Annotated in this window: 16 protein-coding genes; 9 read left to right on the top strand and 7 right to left on the bottom strand. The window is 70.3% G+C overall.

The features are described from left to right. Positions 1-105: 105 nt before the first annotated feature. The 3 genes from AB0C66_RS25840 to AB0C66_RS25830 all read right to left on the bottom strand — a co-directional run bounded on the left by AB0C66_RS25840 (position 106) and on the right by AB0C66_RS25830 (position 2,159). The gene (locus AB0C66_RS25840; protein WP_362443124.1) at positions 106-246 is read right to left on the bottom strand and encodes an LPFR motif small protein; all 141 of its coding nucleotides are present in this window, start codon (positions 244-246) and stop codon (positions 106-108) included. 224 nt (positions 247-470) lie between these two features. After that, entirely contained in the window at positions 471-1,334 is an 864-nt protein-coding gene (locus tag AB0C66_RS25835) for a hypothetical protein (protein ID WP_362443121.1), read from the bottom strand. 66 nt (positions 1,335-1,400) lie between these two features. Continuing rightward, positions 1,401-2,159: an enoyl-CoA hydratase/isomerase family protein gene (locus tag AB0C66_RS25830; protein ID WP_362443118.1), complete on the bottom strand. Its 759-nt coding sequence runs from the start codon at positions 2,157-2,159 to the stop codon at positions 1,401-1,403. Between the two features lie 252 nt (positions 2,160-2,411). On the opposite strand from AB0C66_RS25830, the gene AB0C66_RS25825 reads away from it, so the two are divergent. Next, complete coding sequence (locus AB0C66_RS25825) at positions 2,412-2,918, top strand: ATP-binding protein (RefSeq protein ID WP_362443115.1); 507 nt, start codon at positions 2,412-2,414, stop codon at positions 2,916-2,918. On the opposite strand, the gene idi is transcribed toward AB0C66_RS25825, so the two are convergent. The 3 genes from idi to galE form a co-directional block, all read right to left on the bottom strand. Further along, complete coding sequence (gene idi / locus AB0C66_RS25820; protein ID WP_362443112.1) at positions 2,893-3,504, bottom strand: isopentenyl-diphosphate Delta-isomerase; 612 nt, start codon at positions 3,502-3,504, stop codon at positions 2,893-2,895. The two genes, AB0C66_RS25825 and idi, sit on opposite strands and share 26 nt — an antisense overlap. Positions 3,505-3,582: 78 nt before the next feature. Continuing rightward, positions 3,583-4,506: a cation diffusion facilitator family transporter gene (locus AB0C66_RS25815; RefSeq protein ID WP_362443109.1), complete on the bottom strand. Its 924-nt coding sequence runs from the start codon at positions 4,504-4,506 to the stop codon at positions 3,583-3,585. 90 nt (positions 4,507-4,596) lie between these two features. Beyond that, positions 4,597-5,580, bottom strand: a complete 984-nt coding sequence (gene galE, locus AB0C66_RS25810) for a UDP-glucose 4-epimerase GalE (protein ID WP_362443106.1) — start codon at positions 5,578-5,580, stop codon at positions 4,597-4,599. 272 nt (positions 5,581-5,852) lie between these two features. Here galE and AB0C66_RS25805 point away from each other — a divergent pair, with 272 nt between their 5' ends. The 7 genes from AB0C66_RS25805 (at position 5,853) to AB0C66_RS25775 (ending at position 13,035) form a co-directional block, all read left to right on the top strand. Beyond that, positions 5,853-7,748 (top strand): DUF5941 domain-containing protein, encoded by a 1,896-nt coding sequence (locus tag AB0C66_RS25805; RefSeq protein WP_362443333.1) that lies wholly within the window; start codon positions 5,853-5,855, stop codon positions 7,746-7,748. Continuing rightward, positions 7,745-8,497, top strand: coding sequence for a phosphocholine cytidylyltransferase family protein (locus tag AB0C66_RS25800; protein ID WP_362443104.1), 753 nt, complete (start codon positions 7,745-7,747; stop codon positions 8,495-8,497). The genes AB0C66_RS25805 and AB0C66_RS25800 overlap by 4 nt, the downstream gene beginning before the upstream one ends. Further along, positions 8,485-9,558 carry an iron-containing alcohol dehydrogenase family protein gene (locus tag AB0C66_RS25795; RefSeq protein WP_362443101.1) on the top strand — a complete coding sequence of 358 codons (1,074 nt, stop codon included), beginning with the start codon at positions 8,485-8,487 and terminating at the stop codon, positions 9,556-9,558. Before AB0C66_RS25800 ends, AB0C66_RS25795 begins: the two co-directional genes overlap by 13 nt. Beyond that, a complete protein-coding gene (locus tag AB0C66_RS25790) occupies positions 9,524-10,315 on the top strand; it encodes a CDP-alcohol phosphatidyltransferase family protein (RefSeq protein WP_362443098.1) in 792 nt (263 codons plus the stop codon). The genes AB0C66_RS25795 and AB0C66_RS25790 overlap by 35 nt, the downstream gene beginning before the upstream one ends. 11 nt (positions 10,316-10,326) lie before the next feature. Further along, positions 10,327-11,199: a glycosyltransferase gene (locus AB0C66_RS25785; protein WP_362443330.1), complete on the top strand. Its 873-nt coding sequence runs from the start codon at positions 10,327-10,329 to the stop codon at positions 11,197-11,199. Positions 11,200-11,279: 80 nt separating this feature from the next. Beyond that, positions 11,280-12,209 (top strand): ABC transporter permease, encoded by a 930-nt coding sequence (locus tag AB0C66_RS25780; protein ID WP_362443095.1) that lies wholly within the window; start codon positions 11,280-11,282, stop codon positions 12,207-12,209. Positions 12,210-12,282: 73 nt separating this feature from the next. Then, positions 12,283-13,035, top strand: a complete 753-nt coding sequence (locus AB0C66_RS25775) for an ABC transporter ATP-binding protein (protein WP_362443327.1) — start codon at positions 12,283-12,285, stop codon at positions 13,033-13,035. A gap of 480 nt (positions 13,036-13,515) precedes the next feature. Here the strand turns inward: AB0C66_RS25775 and AB0C66_RS25770 are convergent, their stop codons facing one another. Continuing rightward, entirely contained in the window at positions 13,516-14,238 is a 723-nt protein-coding gene (locus AB0C66_RS25770) for a sigma-70 family RNA polymerase sigma factor (protein ID WP_362443092.1), read from the bottom strand. Between the two features lie 512 nt (positions 14,239-14,750). On the opposite strand from AB0C66_RS25770, the gene AB0C66_RS25765 reads away from it, so the two are divergent. Continuing rightward, positions 14,751-15,491: a TetR/AcrR family transcriptional regulator gene (locus tag AB0C66_RS25765; protein ID WP_362443089.1), complete on the top strand. Its 741-nt coding sequence runs from the start codon at positions 14,751-14,753 to the stop codon at positions 15,489-15,491. Positions 15,492-15,976 lie beyond the last annotated feature (485 nt).

The raw sequence follows: 15,976 nt of genomic DNA, 5'->3' as shown, positions 1-15,976 counted from the left end.
CTGCCTCTGCATTGTGGCAGGTGGCACCGGTGAAGCGGTCGCGGCCGAGGGATTACGGCGGGGCGGGAGTCGCGGCGGACCGGGGGCGGGTGGACGTGTGGACGGTCAGACGTGCCGGCGGCGTCCGCCGCGCGCCGTGTCCGAGGCACCGCCGAAGAGGCGGGCCACGGCCCGGAAGGGGAGCGTCACCACGGCGGCGAGGGTGGAACCGATGGCGCGGAGCACGTCGGCGATGGCGCGGAACACGGAATTCTCCAATCAGTCGCGGGCGTCGGATCGGCAGCCACCGCCGGGCGCCGTACGCACGCGGAGCACGGGCGTTCGCCGGCGTGCGCGGCGCGCGGTTGAGCACCCGGTACGGGCGGCCGATCGCGCACATTCACCGGGTATCCCGGCCCGGGCAGGACAAACCCCGGCCGCCCACGACCGGGGGTCATGGGCGGCCGGGGTGTGCGCCGCGGCGGGGCGGGTCAGTGCTTGCCGATGAGGTCGGCGGGGAAGGCGCCGCGCTCCAGCGCGGTCGTGGTGAAGGCCCCGGCCAGCTCGGTCAGCCGGGCCACTCCCGCCGCGCCCAGGTGCTCGTACGGCGCCGCGTCCAGGCGGTCCGTCTCCTCCTCCAGCGCGGCGCGCAGCTGTACGCCCGCCTCCGTCAGCTCGTTGTCCGCGGTCAGCAGTCCGCGGCCGCGCAGCCGGTCCTGGGCGGCCGTCCACTCCTCCTCGGTCCAGCCGCGGGTGCGCAGGATCCACTTCGGGGACATCCCCTTGCCGGAGGCGGCGTGGCTGGCCAGCGACTCCACCCCGTCGAGCCCGGCGCCGACCAGCGTCATCAGATGGCCGTCGCCGCGGTGCTCGCGCAGCAGCGTGGCGGCGTGCCAGAACGCCAGATGCGGGGCGTCCGGGGTGGGCAGATCGGCGTGCGCGGAGTACAGCGGGCGGGCGGCCCGGGAACACGCCTCCGTGGCGCGTACGGCCAGCTCGGCCGCCTCGGCCATATCCTTGGACGCGACGGTCTCGTCGCCCAGCACCCGCCGCAGCACCGAGTCGGCCGCGCGCAGCCGGGCCTCGAGGGCGGCCTCGGGGGAGATCACGTCCCACACCTTGGGGAGGTGGCGGGCGATCAGCTCATGCTTGAAGTTGTAGAAGGTGGCGGTGACGGTCCCCGCCCCGACCCGGCCGAACGCCGCCGCGCGGCTCACGAAGTAGACGGCCCCGCGCTCCTCCATGCCCAGCCGGGCCAGTTCATGGCCGTAGTCCGGGGCGAAGTAGACGGCCGAGTGGAGCGGGTTGACGACGGTGTAGCAGCGGCGTGCGACACGCTCGGGGAGTGAGGTCATGCGCCGCACGTTACCGGCAGGTAGGGGGAGTCGGAAGCCCGGGTTTCCCGGTGGCCGCGGCCGCCCTCATACGGCCGGGGGCGTCCAGCGGAAACGGGGTGTCCGGCGGCCGAGGAACGCGGCCACGCCCTCCTCGGCCTCCCCGCTCGTACGCGTCTGCTCCCGCCAGTACGCGATCCGCTCCGGGTCCGCCGGACCGGCCGCGAACTCCTTCGCCGCCGCCTGGGTGAGCTGTGAGCGCGAGATCAGGACCTGGGCGAATGCGGCCACCCGCTTGTCCAGACCGCCCACCGGAAGCACCTCGTCCACCAGCCCGGTGCGCAGCGCCCGCCCGGTGTCGATCAGCTCGCCGGAGAACAGCAGATACTTCGCGGTCGCGGGGCCGACCAGCTCCACCAGCCGCCGGGTGGAGCCGGGGGCGTAGACGATGCCCAGCTTGGCCGGGGTGATCCCGAACCGCGCGCCCTCCTCCGCGAACCGCAGGTCACAGGCGGCCGCCAGCTGGCAGCCGCCGCCCACGCAGGAGCCGCGCACGGCGGCGAGGGTCGGCTTGGGGAACGCGGCGAGGGCCTCCTCGGCGGGCAGCGCCGCCCCGGTGGTCTCCTCGAAGGTCGTGCTGAGCGCACCGATGTCCGCGCCCGCGCAGAAGGTGTCCCCGTCGCCGGTGAGCACCAGCGCGCGTACGGCCGGGTCGGCGGCGAGCCGGGTCAGCAGCGGGGGCAGCGCGTGCCACATGCCGGGGGTCATCGCATTGCGCTTGGCGGGGTTGCTGATCACCACGGTCGCTATGCCGTCGGCGATGTGGTGGTGCAGGCAGGGCTCCATGCGGCGGATCGTATCCGGGCCGGGCACCGGGGCCGCGGGGGTCCGGACCCCCGCTCGCGTCCGGACGAGGGATGTTCACCAGGGGTGCCCCTAGCCGGGCGGGAATGATCCTTCGCGTGACGCTGGCATACGCCAACGATCAAAAGCAGCCAATAGACGTTAACTTCTGATCAGTTCGCCGGTCCGTACCAACGGATTCCCAACACTCGACGGGAGTGGTGGTCGGGCCGCGGTGATGGGTGGGTATCGGACATGGAGATCGTCGGAAGAATCCCCTCGGAGCAGGGACATGCGCCGCCGCGCAGACCCCCCGTCTACGACGGGGTGTGGCGGTTCACGGCCCCGGCCCTGGACTCCTCCGTTCCGCAGGCCCGGCACGCCGTGCGCGACCTGCTGACCCGTCAGCGGGTCCCCGTCCACGGCGAATTGCTGCCCAACCTGCTGCTGATCGTCTCCGAGCTGGTCACCAACGCGGTACGGCACGCCGCACTGCTCTCCCCGGAGATCGCCGTCGAGGTGTCCCTCGGCCCGGACTGGGTCCGTGTCGCCGTCGAGGACAACCATCCGTACCGCCCGGTGGCGCTCGCCGCCGACCAGGGCGGCACCGGCGGACGCGGGCTGCTGCTCGTCCAGGCGATCACCGAGGAGACGGGCGGGATCTACGACGTGGACCACACGGCAGGCGGCGGCAAGGCGGTCTGGGCCGCCCTGCCGCTGGCCGTCGCCGGGGCGGCTACCAGCCCGCCCCGGCCCCGGTGAGCTCGCGGATCACCGGCCTGGCCGCGTCCAGCACGGTCGGGAACCAGGCCGAGAACGGATGGTCCGAGCGCAGCCGCGCCAGCTGGTCCGGGGTGACGAAGGCGGTTTCGCCGATCTCCAGCGGATCCGGCCGCGGAGCCACCCGGACCAGCCCCGCGAAGAGGTGGTTGTACTCCTGCTCGACCAGGCCGGAGGCCGGATCCGGGTGGTTGTAGCGGACCGTGCCCGCCTCGCGCATCAGCGCGGGCGCGAGGCCCAGCTCCTCCCCGGTCCGCCGGGCCGCGGCGACGAACGGCGGCTCGCCGGGGTAGGGGTGGCCGCAGCAGGTGTTGGACCAGACACCGGGGGAGTGGTACTTGCCCAGCGCCCGCCGCTGCAACAGCAGCCGCCCGGCCCCGTCGAAGAGGAAGACCGAGAACGCCCGGTGCAGCCGGCCCGGGGCGAGGTGCGCGGAGAGCTTCTCCGCGGTGCCGATCGTCGTGCCGTCCTCATCGACCAGCTCAAGCATGATCGGTTCGGCGGAACCGCTCGGCGCGGGGGGCGCGGTGGTCTCGGCGGAGCGGCCGTTGGGTGGTGTGATCGGCATGACCATCCTCGTCGTCGCGACTCTTGAGCCTGCAAGTCTGCCGCATGTGTACCCGCTGTTCGTGTCAGTGGCACAGCGTCAGTGGCACAGCTTGGCCTCGTGATCGGCGTGCCCACCCGGTTCCAGCTGGAATGTGCAGTGCCCGACGTCGAAATGGCGCCCCAGACAGCCCTGGAGGGCGTGCAGCATGTTCTCGTGGCCCACCGCGTCCAGCGCCCCGGGATCGACGACCACATGGGCGGAGAGCACCGGCATACCGGAAGTGATCGTCCACACATGGAGATCGTGCAGCCCCTCGACACCGGGGAGGGCGAGGATATGGGCGCGCACCGCGTCCATGTCGACATCCCGCGGCGCCGCCTCCAGCAGCACGTTCAGCGTCTCCCGCAGCAGCTTGAAGGTGCGCGGGACGATCATGAGCGCGATCAGCAGCGAGGCGATCGGATCGGCCGTCCGCCACCCGGTGGCCAGGATGATCCCGGCCGACACCAGGACCGCCACCGAGCCCAGCGCGTCCGCCAGCACCTCCAGATACGCACCGCGTACGTTCAGGCTCTCCCGCTGGCCGCCGAGCAGCAGCGCCAGCGACACCGCGTTCGCGGCCAGCCCGATGGCGCCGAAGACCATCGTCAGCCCCCCGTCGCTGGGCGCGGGGTGCATGAACCGCAGGACGGCCTCGTAGAGGATGTAGCCGCCGACGCCGAACAGCAGCAGACAGTTGCCGAGCGCGGCCAGGATCTCCGCACGGGCGTAGCCATAGGTACGGCGCGGGCTCGGCGGGCGGCCGGCGAAGTGGATCGCCAGCAGCGCCATCGCCAGCCCGAGCGCGTCCGTCGCCATATGCCCGGCGTCCGCCAGCAGCGCCAGCGAGTCCGCGAGCAGCCCGCCGACGACCTCCACGGCCATCACCGTCAGGGTGATGGCCAGTGCGATCCGCAGCCGCCACCGGTGGGCGGCGCCCGCGGTGGCGAGGCCGCGGCCGTGGTCGTGACCCGCACCCATCCGTCTACGGCCCTCCTCACGCACCGCGGTCCCCTGTCACCAGTGAACTACGGCCGGGGGCGACACCGGCGGTCGGCGGCGCCGCCCGGGTCAGCCGCGCGCCTCCGGGTGGCGCAGGCACCAGCCCTCCCACGCCGACTCCACCATCGCCCGGACCCCGTGCCGGGCGCTCCAGCCCAGCTCCTTGGCGATCAGTTCGGTGGATCCCACGACCCGGGCCGGGTCGCCCGCCCGGCGCGGCTCCACCACCGGGCCCGGCTCCGGACGTCCGGTGACCTCCGCGATCAGATCGGCCATCTCACGCACCGAGACCCCCTGACCGGTGCCGATGTTCACGGTCAGATCGCCCGGCTCCGACTGGGCGGCCAGCCGCCGGGCCACCGCCAGATGGGCGGACGCCAGGTCCTCGACATGGATGTAGTCACGGACGCAGGTGCCGTCGGGGGTGGCGTAGTCATCGCCGAAGATCCGTGGGGCCTCGCCCTTCGTGATCCGCTCGAACATCATCGGGATGATGTTGAACACCCCGGTGTCCGCCAGCTCGGGCCGGGTGGCACCCGCCACATTGAAGTAGCGCAGACAGCCCGTGGACAGTGAATGAGCCTTGCCCACCGCCCTGACCAGCCACTCTCCGGCCAGCTTGGTCTCCCCGTACGGGTTCACCGGCACACAGGGGAGGTCCTCGGTGACCAGTTCCACATCGGGCGTCCCGTAGACCGCGGCGGAGGAGGAGAAGAGGAAGCTGCGGATCCCGGCCCCGACCACCGCATCCAGCAGCACCGTGAGGCCGTGCACATTCTCCCGGTAGTAGCGCAGCGGCTGCTCCACCGACTCCCCGACCTGCTTCTTCGCCGCGAGATGCACCACTCCGGTCACGTTCAGCTCGGCGAACGTGGTGTCCAGCAGCTCACGGTCGAGCGTGGACCCGCGCACCAGGGGCACCTCGGCGGGCAACCGGTCCCGGACGCCGCTGGAGAGGTCGTCGAGCACGGCCACGGACTCTCCCGCCTCGGCCATGGCCCGCACGACATGCGACCCGATATATCCGGCACCACCTGTGATCAGCCATGTCATGACCGCACCCTATCCACCGCCGCCCAGGGCCGGGCGTTTGTCGCGGACAGCCGCCATCCACCATGATGATCGACGGCGGGGCGGAAGCGGTCGTTCCCCCGATCGGGCGATGAATGTGCGGTGAACGGGCGCTTCTCTCGATCCGATAGCCTCTGCCGACGTGCCGCCCGCCCCATCCGGGGCCGGGGCGTGCGATGCCCGTTGCCCGCAGGGGCCCCCGGCCGGTGCCAGACGGCACGGCCACCATGTCAGCTGCCAAGGAGTGAGTTCGTCTGCCGACCGCGATTCTCACCGGTGACCCGATCGCGGGTTCGTCCCTCGAGGACGATCTGCGATCGCTGGGCTTCGATGTGCGCAGGGCGCCCGACGCGGCCGGAGCGGCGGCGGAGCTCGCCGCCATCCCGGTCCGCGAGCGGGTCGCCCTCGTCGACGCGCGCTTCGTGGGCCACGTCCACGCGCTGCGCCTGGCGCTGACCGACCCCCGCTTCCCCGCCGCCGCCGTGTCCGGCGCGCTCGCTGTCCAGCCCGAGGCCCGCGCCGCGCTGACCCGCGCGGTGACGGCCGCCACGTCCGCCCCGGAGACCGCCGCCGTCCCGGCCCTGGAGTCCGCGGCCCCCGGCCCGGCCCCGGCCGACGGCGCGAGCCACGCCGCCGGTGTGACGGACGCCGCTGTGACGACGGCCACCGGCGCGGTGCTGCCCGACGACCTCGCCACCGCCCTCGCCACCGAGGGCGTCACCCCGCACCGGCCCGAGCTCGGTGTGCTCGTCGCCGCCGTGCCCGGGGACGCCCCGGAGCGGGCCAGGACCCGGGACGCCGTCGACGCGGTGGACGACGAGCGCGTCCGGCTGCGTACCGCGGTGAAGTCGCGCGACGGCTTCTTCACCACCTTCTGCATCAGCCCCTACTCCCGCTATCTCGCCCGCTGGTGCGCCCGGCGCGGACTGACCCCCAATCAGGTCACCACCGCCTCCCTGCTGACCGCGCTCATCGCGGCGGCCTGCGCGGCCACCGGCACCCGGCCCGGGTTCATCTCGGCCGGGGTGCTGCTGATCGCCTCGTTCGTCCTCGACTGCACCGACGGCCAGTTGGCCCGCTACTCGCTCCAGTACTCCACGCTCGGCGCCTGGCTGGACGCGACGTTCGACCGGGCCAAGGAGTACGCGTACTACGCGGGGCTCGCCCTGGGCGCCGCCCGCGGCGGCGATGACGTCTGGGCGCTCGCGCTGGGCGCGATGGTGCTCCAGACCTGCCGCCATGTCGTGGACTTCTCCTTCAACGAGGCCAACCACGACGCCACCGGCAACACCAGCCCCACCGCCGCCCTCTCCGACCGCCTCGACAGCGTCGGCTGGACGGTCTGGCTGCGCCGGATGATCGTGCTGCCGATCGGTGAGCGCTGGGCGATGATCGCCGTACTCACCGCGTGCACCACCCCGCGTATCACCCTCTGGGTCCTGATCATCGGCTGCGCGCTGGCCGCCTGCTACACCACCGCGGGCCGGGTGCTGCGCTCGCTCACCCGCCGTGCCCGGCGCACCGAGCGCGCGGCCCGCACCCTCGCCGAGCTCGCCGACTCCGGCCCGATCGCCGAACTGATCGCCAAGGCGGCGGCCCGCCGCCCGAGCGGCTTCCTGGCACCGCTGATCGCCGCCCTCGGGGCCGCGCTGCTGGTGTCCTGCGCCGCCACCGCCCCCGGCGGCTGGCTGCCGGTGGCCGCGGCCGGCGGATACGCGCTCTGCGCGGGCCTCGCCGTGGCCGCACCCCTCAGCGGTCCGCTGGACTGGCTGGTGCCGCCGGTCTTCCGCGCCGCCGAATACGGCACGATCCTGGTGGTGGCCGCCCGCTCCGAGGTGAACGGTGCCTTGCCGGCGGCTTTCGGGCTGGTGGCCGCGGTCGCCTACCATCACTACGACACGGTGTACCGCATCCGCGGCGGCGCCGGGGCGCCGCCGCACTGGCTGGTTCGGGCGATCGGCGGGCACGAGGGGCGGATCCTGGCGGTCACGGTCGCCGCCGCCCTGCTGCACGACCAGAACCACGGTTTCACCATCGCGCTGACCGCACTCGCGGCGGCCCTCGCGCTGGCGGTGCTCATCGAGAGCATCCGCTTCTGGGTGTCCTCCGGAGCACCCGCCGTACACGACGAAACAGGAGAACCCGCATGATCGGCCTCGTGCTGGCGGCCGGCGCCGGACGGCGTCTGCGCCCCTACACCGACACCCTCCCCAAGGCCCTGGTGCCCGTGGGACCCGAAGGGAAGGAGGGCGAGCCGACCGTCCTCGACCTGACTCTCGGAAACTTCGCCGAGATCGGGCTGACCGAGGTCGCGATCGTCGTCGGCTACCGCAAGGAAGCCGTGTACGAGCGCAAGGAGGCCCTGGAGCAGCGCTACGGCCTCAAGCTCACCCTGATCGACAACGACAAGGCCGAGGAGTGGAACAACGCCTACTCCCTCTGGTGCGCCCGTGACGCCATCAAGCACTCGGTGATCCTCGCCAACGGCGACACCGTGCACCCGGTCTCCGTCGAGAGGACCCTGCTCGCCGCGCGCGGCGACGGCCAGAAGATCATCCTCGCGCTGGACACGGTGAAGCAGCTCGCCGACGAGGAGATGAAGGTCGTCGTGGACCCCGCCAAGGGCGTCCAGAAGATCACCAAGCTGATGGACCCGGCCGAGGCGACCGGTGAGTACATCGGCGTCACCCTGATCGAGGGCGAGGCCGCCGCCGACCTGGCCGACGCGCTGAAGACCACCTTCGAGCGCGACCCCGACCTCTACTACGAGGACGGCTACCAGGAGCTGGTCAACCGCGGTTTCAAGGTCGACGTGGCCCCCATCGGTGACGTCAAGTGGGTCGAGATCGACAACCACGACGATCTGGCGAAGGGCCGTGACATCGCGTGCCAGTACTGACGAGGCTCATCCCCTCGCCGCTTGTCGTCGACATCCGCCGGGGGGCTCTGGACGACCTGGCGGGCGTCCTCGCGGACCAGCGGATCTCGTCCTCCGGCAAGCTGGCCGTCGCGATCAGCGGCGGCTCCGGAGCCGTGCTGCGCGAGCGGCTGGCCCCGGCCCTGCCCGGCGCCAGCTGGTACGAGGTCGGCGGCGGCACCCTGGATGACGCGATCAAGCTGGCCGACGCCATGAAGTCCGGCCACTACGACGCGGTCGTGGGGCTCGGCGGCGGCAAGATCATCGACTGCGCGAAGTTCGCCGCGGCGCGGATCGGCCTCCCGCTGGTCGCCGTCGCCACCAACCTCTCGCACGACGGTCTCTGCTCACCGGTCGCGACCCTGGACAACGACGCGGGCCGCGGTTCGTACGGGGTGCCCAACCCGATCGCCGTGGTCATCGACCTCGATGTGATTCGCGAGGCGCCCGTACGGTTCGTCCGCTCCGGTATCGGCGACGCCCTGTCCAACATCTCCGCGGTCGCGGACTGGGAGCTGTCCAACCGCGAGACCGGTGAGCAGATCGACGGCCTCGCGGCCGCGATGGCGCGCCAGGCGGGCGAGGCCGTGCTGCGGCACCCGGGCGGCGTCGGCGACGACGGCTTCCTCCAGGTGCTGGCCGAGGGTCTGGTGCTCACCGGTATCTCCATGTCGGTCGCGGGGGACTCCCGCCCGGCGTCCGGCGCCTGCCACGAGATCAACCACGCCTTCGACCTCCTCTTCCCCAAGCGCGCGGCCAGCCACGGCGAGCAGTGCGGTATGGGCGGCGCGTTCGCGATGTATCTGCGCGGCGCGCACGAGGAGTCGGCGTTCATGGCCCAGGTGCTGCACCGGCACGGGCTGCCGGTGCTGCCGGACGAAATCGGTTTCACCGTCGAGGAGTTCGTGCAGGTGGTGGAGTTCGCTCCGAAGACCCGCCCCGGGCGCTACACCATCCTCGAGCACCTCGACCTCTCATCCGACGCGATCAGGGACGCATACGCCGACTATGCCAAAGCAGTCAGTCAAGCCATCAGTGGCTGAACTCCGCCCGGTCGTTCACCCCGCGGGTGTGAAGGACCGGCGGAGCGGTGAGCACTGGGCCGGGCGCCTCTATATGCGCGAGATCTCGCTGCGCTGCGACCGGCACCTGGTGAACACGCGGGTCACGCCCAACCAGCTGACCTATCTGATGACCGTCTTCGGCGTCCTCGCCGCCCCGGCCCTGCTGGTGCCGGGGGTCGTGGGCGCCGTTCTCGGCGTGCTGATGGTCCAGCTCTATCTGCTGCTGGACTGTGTCGACGGCGAGATAGCCCGCTGGAAGAAGCAGTTCTCGCTGAGCGGTGTCTATCTGGACCGCGTCGGCGCCTATCTGTGCGACGCCGCGGTGCTCGTGGGCTTCGGTCTGCGCGCCGCCGATCTGTGGGGTTCCGGGCGGATCGACTGGCTGTGGGCCTTCCTGGGCACCCTGGGCGCGCTCGGCGCCATCCTGATCAAGGCCGAGACCGATCTCGTCGGTGTCGCCCGGCACCAGGGCGGGCTGCCACCGGTCAAGGAGGCGGCCTCCGAGCCGCGCTCGTCCGGTATGGCGCTGGCCCGCAAGGCGGCCGCCGCGCTGAAGTTCCACCGGCTGGTCCTCGGCGTCGAGGCGTCGCTGGTCATCCTCGCGGCCGCGGTCGCGGACCAGGTGCGCGGCGATCTGTTCTTCACCCGGCTGGGCGTTGCCGTACTGGCGGGTATCGCCATCGTGCAAACCCTTCTTCATCTGGTGTCCATCCTCGCGTCGAGCAGGCTCAAGTGAGCCGCGCCACGATGACGGTCGGCGCGGTTGTCCTGACCATGGGCAACCGCCCCGAGGAGCTGCGTGCGCTGCTCGACTCGGTCGCCAAGCAGGACGGCGATCCGATCGAGGTGGTCGTCGTGGGCAACGGTTCACCGCTGCCCGAGCTCCCCGAAGGCGTACGGACCGTCGAGCTGCCCGAGAACGTGGGCATCCCGGCGGGCCGCAATGTCGGTATAGAGGCGTTCGGACCGGGCGGATCAGAAGTCGATGTACTGCTCTTCCTCGACGACGACGGGCTGCTGCCCGGTGTCGACACGGCCGAACTGTGCCGTCAGGCGTTCACGGCGGATCCGAAGCTCGGGATCATCTCCTTCCGGATCGCCGACCCCGACACCGGTGTCACCCAGCGTCGTCATGTACCCAGGCTGCGCGCCTCGGACCCGATGCGGTCCTCCCGGGTCACCACCTTCCTGGGCGGTGCCAACGCGGTCCGCACCACGGTGTTCCAGCAGGTCGGTGGGTTGCCGGACGACTTCTTCTACGCCCATGAGGAGACCGACCTCGCCTGGCGGGCACTGGACGCCGGCTGGATGATCGACTACCGGTCGGACATGGTGCTGCACCATCCGACCACCGCCCCGAGCAGGCACGCGGTCTACCACCGGATGGTGGCCCGCAACCGCGTCTGGCTGGCCCGGCGTAACCTTCCTGCCCTGCTCGTCCCGGTCTATCTGGGTGTCTGGCTGCTGCTCACACTGGCCAGGCGGCCGTCGAAGACCGCGCTCCGTGCCTGGTGGGGAGGGTTCCGTGAAGGCTGGAAGACACCGTGCGGTCTCCGCCGGCCGATGAAGTGGCGTACGGTATGGCGCCTGACCCGACTGGGCCGCCCTCCGGTCATCTGACAAGCTCGTAACTGATACGCATCGGGCGCGACCCGGGGCGCCGCCCCGGTCAGCGCACCCTGAGGACGAAAGTGTCAACTGTGAGCGAGATTACGCACGACAGTGCGGTCGCCGTGAGTCCCACCTCACCCGACGACGGCCTGTCCCCGGCCGAGCTGGCCCGTAAGCACGGGCTGTCGGTCAGCGGTGCCCGGGTGGGGCTGGGCGAATACGTCCGGCAGATGTGGGGCCGGCGTCACTTCATTCTGGCCTTTTCGCAGGCCAAGCTCACGGCCCAGTACAGCCAGGCCAAGCTGGGCCAGCTGTGGCAGGTGGCCACCCCGCTGCTGAACGCGGCGGTGTACTTCTTCATCTTCGGCCTCCTGCTGGGCGGCAGGGGCGGGCTGAAGAACGAGCAGTACATCCCGTTCCTGGTGACGGGTGTGTTCGTCTTCACCTTCACCCAGAACTCCGCCATGGCCGGGGTGCGGGCGATCTCCGGGAACCTGGGGCTGGTGCGGGCGCTGCACTTCCCACGGGCCTCGCTGCCCATCTCCTTCTCGCTCCAGCAGCTCCAGCAGCTGCTGTTCTCGATGATCGTGCTGCTGGTGGTGCTGCTGGGCTTCGGGCACTTCCCGGACCTGTCCTGGCTGCTGATCGTCCCGGTGCTGGCGCTCCAGTTCCTCTTCAACACCGGTGTGGCGCTGATCATGGCGCGGATGGGTGCCAAGACGCCGGACCTGGCGCAGCTGCTGCCCTTCATCCTGCGTACCTGGATGTACGCGTCCGGTGTGATGTACCCGCTGGAGCACATGCTCAAGGAGGCCGGGGCGCACTCCTGGGTCTCGGACGTGCTGCTGGCGAACCCGGCGGCGGTCTATATGGACCTGATGCGGGTCTCGCTGATCGACGGTCTGCCCGAGGCCCTGCCCCCGCACGTCTGGGCGCTGGCGCTGGGCTGGGCCGTGCTGGTCGGTGTCGGTGGCTTCGTGTACTTCTGGAAGGCAGAGGAGCAGTACGGCCGTGGCTGAGCAGATTCTCGACAAGGCCGCTCAGGCCGGCAGGCCGAGCGAGCCCACGCAGACGGACTCCACCGGGGCGCGTATCCCCACCGTCATCGCCGACGATGTGCACATCGTCTACCGGGTCAACGGCGGCCCGCGCGGCCGGGGCAGCGCCACCGCCGCCCTGAGCCGGATGCTCGGCCGGAAGAACGCTCCGGGCATGCGCGAGGTGCACGCGGTGCGCGGGGTCACCTTCACCGCCTACCGCGGTGAGTCGATCGGTCTGATCGGCTCCAACGGCTCGGGGAAGTCCACCCTGCTCAAGGCCGTCGCGGGGCTGCTGCCCACCGAGCGCGGCCAGGTCTACACCGACGGCCAGCCGTCGCTGCTCGGTGTGAACGCGGCGCTGATGAGCGATCTGACCGGCGAGCGGAACGTGATCCTCGGCGGACTGGCCATGGGGATGTCGCGCGAGCAGGTCCGCGAGCGTTACCAGGGCATCGTCGACTTCTCCGGTATCAACGAGAAGGGCGACTTCATCACCCTGCCGATGCGCACCTACTCCTCCGGTATGGCGGCTCGGCTGCGCTTCTCCATCGCGGCCGCCAAGGACCACGATGTGCTGATGATCGACGAGGCGCTGGCCACCGGTGACCGGAAGTTCCAGAAGCGCTCCGAGGCCCGGATCCGCGAGCTGCGCAAGGACGCGGGCACGGTCTTCCTCGTCAGCCACAACAACAAGTCCATCCGGGACACCTGTGACCGGGTGCTGTGGCTGGAGAAGGGCGAGCTGCTGATGGACGGCCCGACCGACGAGGTCATCAAGGCGTACGAGAAGGAGACGGGCAAGTAGCCCGGCCCTGCCTTGCTCCCCGCTCTCGGTGTACGACAGAGCCCCACCGGTCCGTTCCGGTGGGGCTCTGTCGTACACCAAGGGCAGGCGTCACTCGAACGGCTGACGCATGTATCCAGAGTGTCACATCGCGTATCTGTAGGGACAAGCGCGAAGGGCTTCTGCGTATGCACGCGGCATGCCCACTCATCTCGTCCGAGGGGAGAAGCAGCACCATGAGGAGACGCCGCGGTACGCCACACCTGGCCCACACCAACTCGACCAGCCCGTAAAGACACTGACACACAATGGTGAAGCGGTATGAGTTGTTGTAGATTGAACTGCTGAGATAAGAGCCGACGCGTGTGGTATGGGACGTGCCCACCGTCGTGCAGTTGGGAGCCGTAGCGATGGATCACGAGCAAGCGGAATTGTTGGGACGACTGTCCGATGCTCTCGGTCCGGTGCCGCGCGAAGTGATCGAGAATGCGCAGGCGCTCTTCAGAGAAAACGCGGCTCGTCGTGATGGGGACGAGAATGCGGAAGACGGGTCGGAGGAGCTGAAGGACGAGGTCCGCGAGAGCCGTTCGGCCCATGCTTCTCAGGCGTAGTCCGGCGGCTCACCGCGTAGGCCCGCAGCCCGGCGGCGCGAATGTGGGAGACAAGGGCGGTGTCGCTTTTCTCCACCCGCCCTTGTTCCTGGAGAATCTTCTTCAAATGCGCCAGACAGCGTGACCTGATCGGCCCGATGGAACCGCGCGGCATGGCGAGTGTCTCGCTGATCTCGTCGTAGGACATCGGCGGATCCGTCACCAGCAGGCCCAACAGCGCCTGGCATTTCGGCGAGAGCGAGCAGAAGGCCGCTAACACCTCGTCATCACGCTCCCGTGCGAGGGCGGCGTCCTCCGGCTGCGGTGCGGAGGTCTCGGGCCGGTCGAACGCCTCGGCGCCGCCAACCGGAATGTTTCGCCCCGATTTCTCCAGATGCTTGAGGCTCTCCCGGCGCGCCGAGGTGGAGATCCACTGTGCCAGCCGCTCGGGCGAGCGCAGCTTGTCCAGATGCTGTACCACGCGCATCCAGGTCGCCTGGCTGACATCCGAGCAATCCGCCGGACTGAGTCGATGAGAACGGGCAATGGCCCAGATGAGCGGCGCATACCGCTCGACGATCTGATTCCAGCAGTCCTGATCCCCATCAAGGCAGCCGTCGACCAGATCGCTCAATGATCGTGCGTGCACGTATCCCCCCGTGTCTTCATTTTGCTCCTGGCGCAACGCGGCGGACCGAAATGGGAATCCTCGGTTCCGTCTGTTCGCCAGGTGTCGCGAGGTGAGCAAGAATCAAATTCACCTCAGCTACGAGTGTTCACTATAGAGCGGCGCCAATGGCGCCTGTCAACTGTTTCATGGCCGGTCACACACGTTGACTGGCGGGTAGCCAGTCTTCCGCTGGTGAACCGGGGGAGGGAGCCCCTGAACGCATGTCCAGGATGTGGATTTACTCTCTCGAACTGATTGACGCCGGATGGATGTTGGGGTGCCGGGAGGTGCTGCGGAGGGGTCCGGCCGGCCGCCCGGATCCCCGCCCGGCCGGTCCGGAGCGGCCGCCGGGACGCCGTCGCCCCCTTGCGTGAACCAGAGGCACCGCCGCTGCTGCTGTTCACTAAACAGAGGCGCTGTATCGTGTGGCTGTACGCCGGGTAGCCGAGCGGCGGGGCATCAGGGGAGGGGGACGCGTGTCGCCAGGGGAAGCGCACGTCGCACCGTATTCACGGCGCGAGCGGCTGCGTATCGCGACCATCCGCGAGATCAAGGACGTGGCCCGCACGCTCCTTGTGCAGGAGGGCCCGGAGAACGTCACCATCCGGGCCATCGCGCGTGAGATGGGTATGACCGCGCCAGCCGTCTACCGCTACTTCAGTAGCCGTGATGCGCTCATCCTCCAACTGCGGGTGGACATTTTCGAGGAGATGGCCCGCTTCATGCGCGGCGTCCTCGGCAAGCTCCCGGAGGAGGAACCGGGCCGCAGACTGATCAGCGGCGCCCGCGCGCTGCGGATCTGGGCGATCAAGCACCCCCATGAGTTCGGCCTCATCCTGGGGCCATGGGCCCCCGGCCTCGGCCGTGAGGAGACCAAGCCCGAGCGCCATATGGGCCTGGTCCTCGGCTCCGTCTTCTCCGATCTGGTCTCCGATCTGTGGCGGCTGCGCGGCTTCCCCGCCCCCGAGGGCGAGGAGCTCGACGCCGGGCTCGCCCGCCAGCTGACCACCCTCAGCGAGGACCAGGACGTCGATATGCCGCCCGGCGCCATCGCGGTCATGCTCCGCTGCTGGGTGCGGCTGTACGGAGTGATCTCCATGGAGGCGCTCGGTCATATGTCCTTCGCGCTGGCCGAGGGGCACTCCTTCTTCGAGTTCGAGCTGCGCAGCCTCTGCACGGTGCTCGACATCGACGAGTTCTACGAGGAAGTGGCCTAGGCCCTGTCCTGCCGATCGTCGCGGGCCCGCGACGCCTGGCACCGCGCCTCGCCGCGTCGTCGGGGTCGTCCGAGTACGCCCAGTACCCGCGCGCCCGGCCCGGCGGCGGGCCGGGCGCCGCCCTCGCACGGGGTGCGAAGCGGGCACATGGGGGTGTACTTCCGTACATCTGTACACCGAGAGGCGTAAGCTGTAGCAATGCCCAACCGGATCATGTCGGAACCGGGCCGTTGTCGCCTGTTCGGGGGCTCCGGGCCGGACGCCCTTGACATGGTGGCGCGGCGTGTCCGGATCGTGCCGACCCTGGTAACCGGTGTAGAACGGGGGATGTGACGGCATTGGCTACACGGCCCCTCTCCAGCGCTTCCACGGGCTCCGGTCGCCGGGATCCGCATGGCGTCCTGGTCCTCGCCCGTACGCCTGGCTGTCCACGGTGACCGTCGAGGACGAGCGCAGCCGTTCCTTTACCACGTCGAGCAGTCCGG

Origin of the sequence: Streptomyces sp. NPDC048636, assembly GCF_040650655.1 — a bacterium.
In the GTDB taxonomy this organism is placed as follows: Bacteria; Actinomycetota; Actinomycetes; order Streptomycetales; family Streptomycetaceae; genus Streptomyces.
Note: the sequence above shows the minus strand (reverse complement) of the source record. Positions and strands in the feature narration are given on the sequence as shown.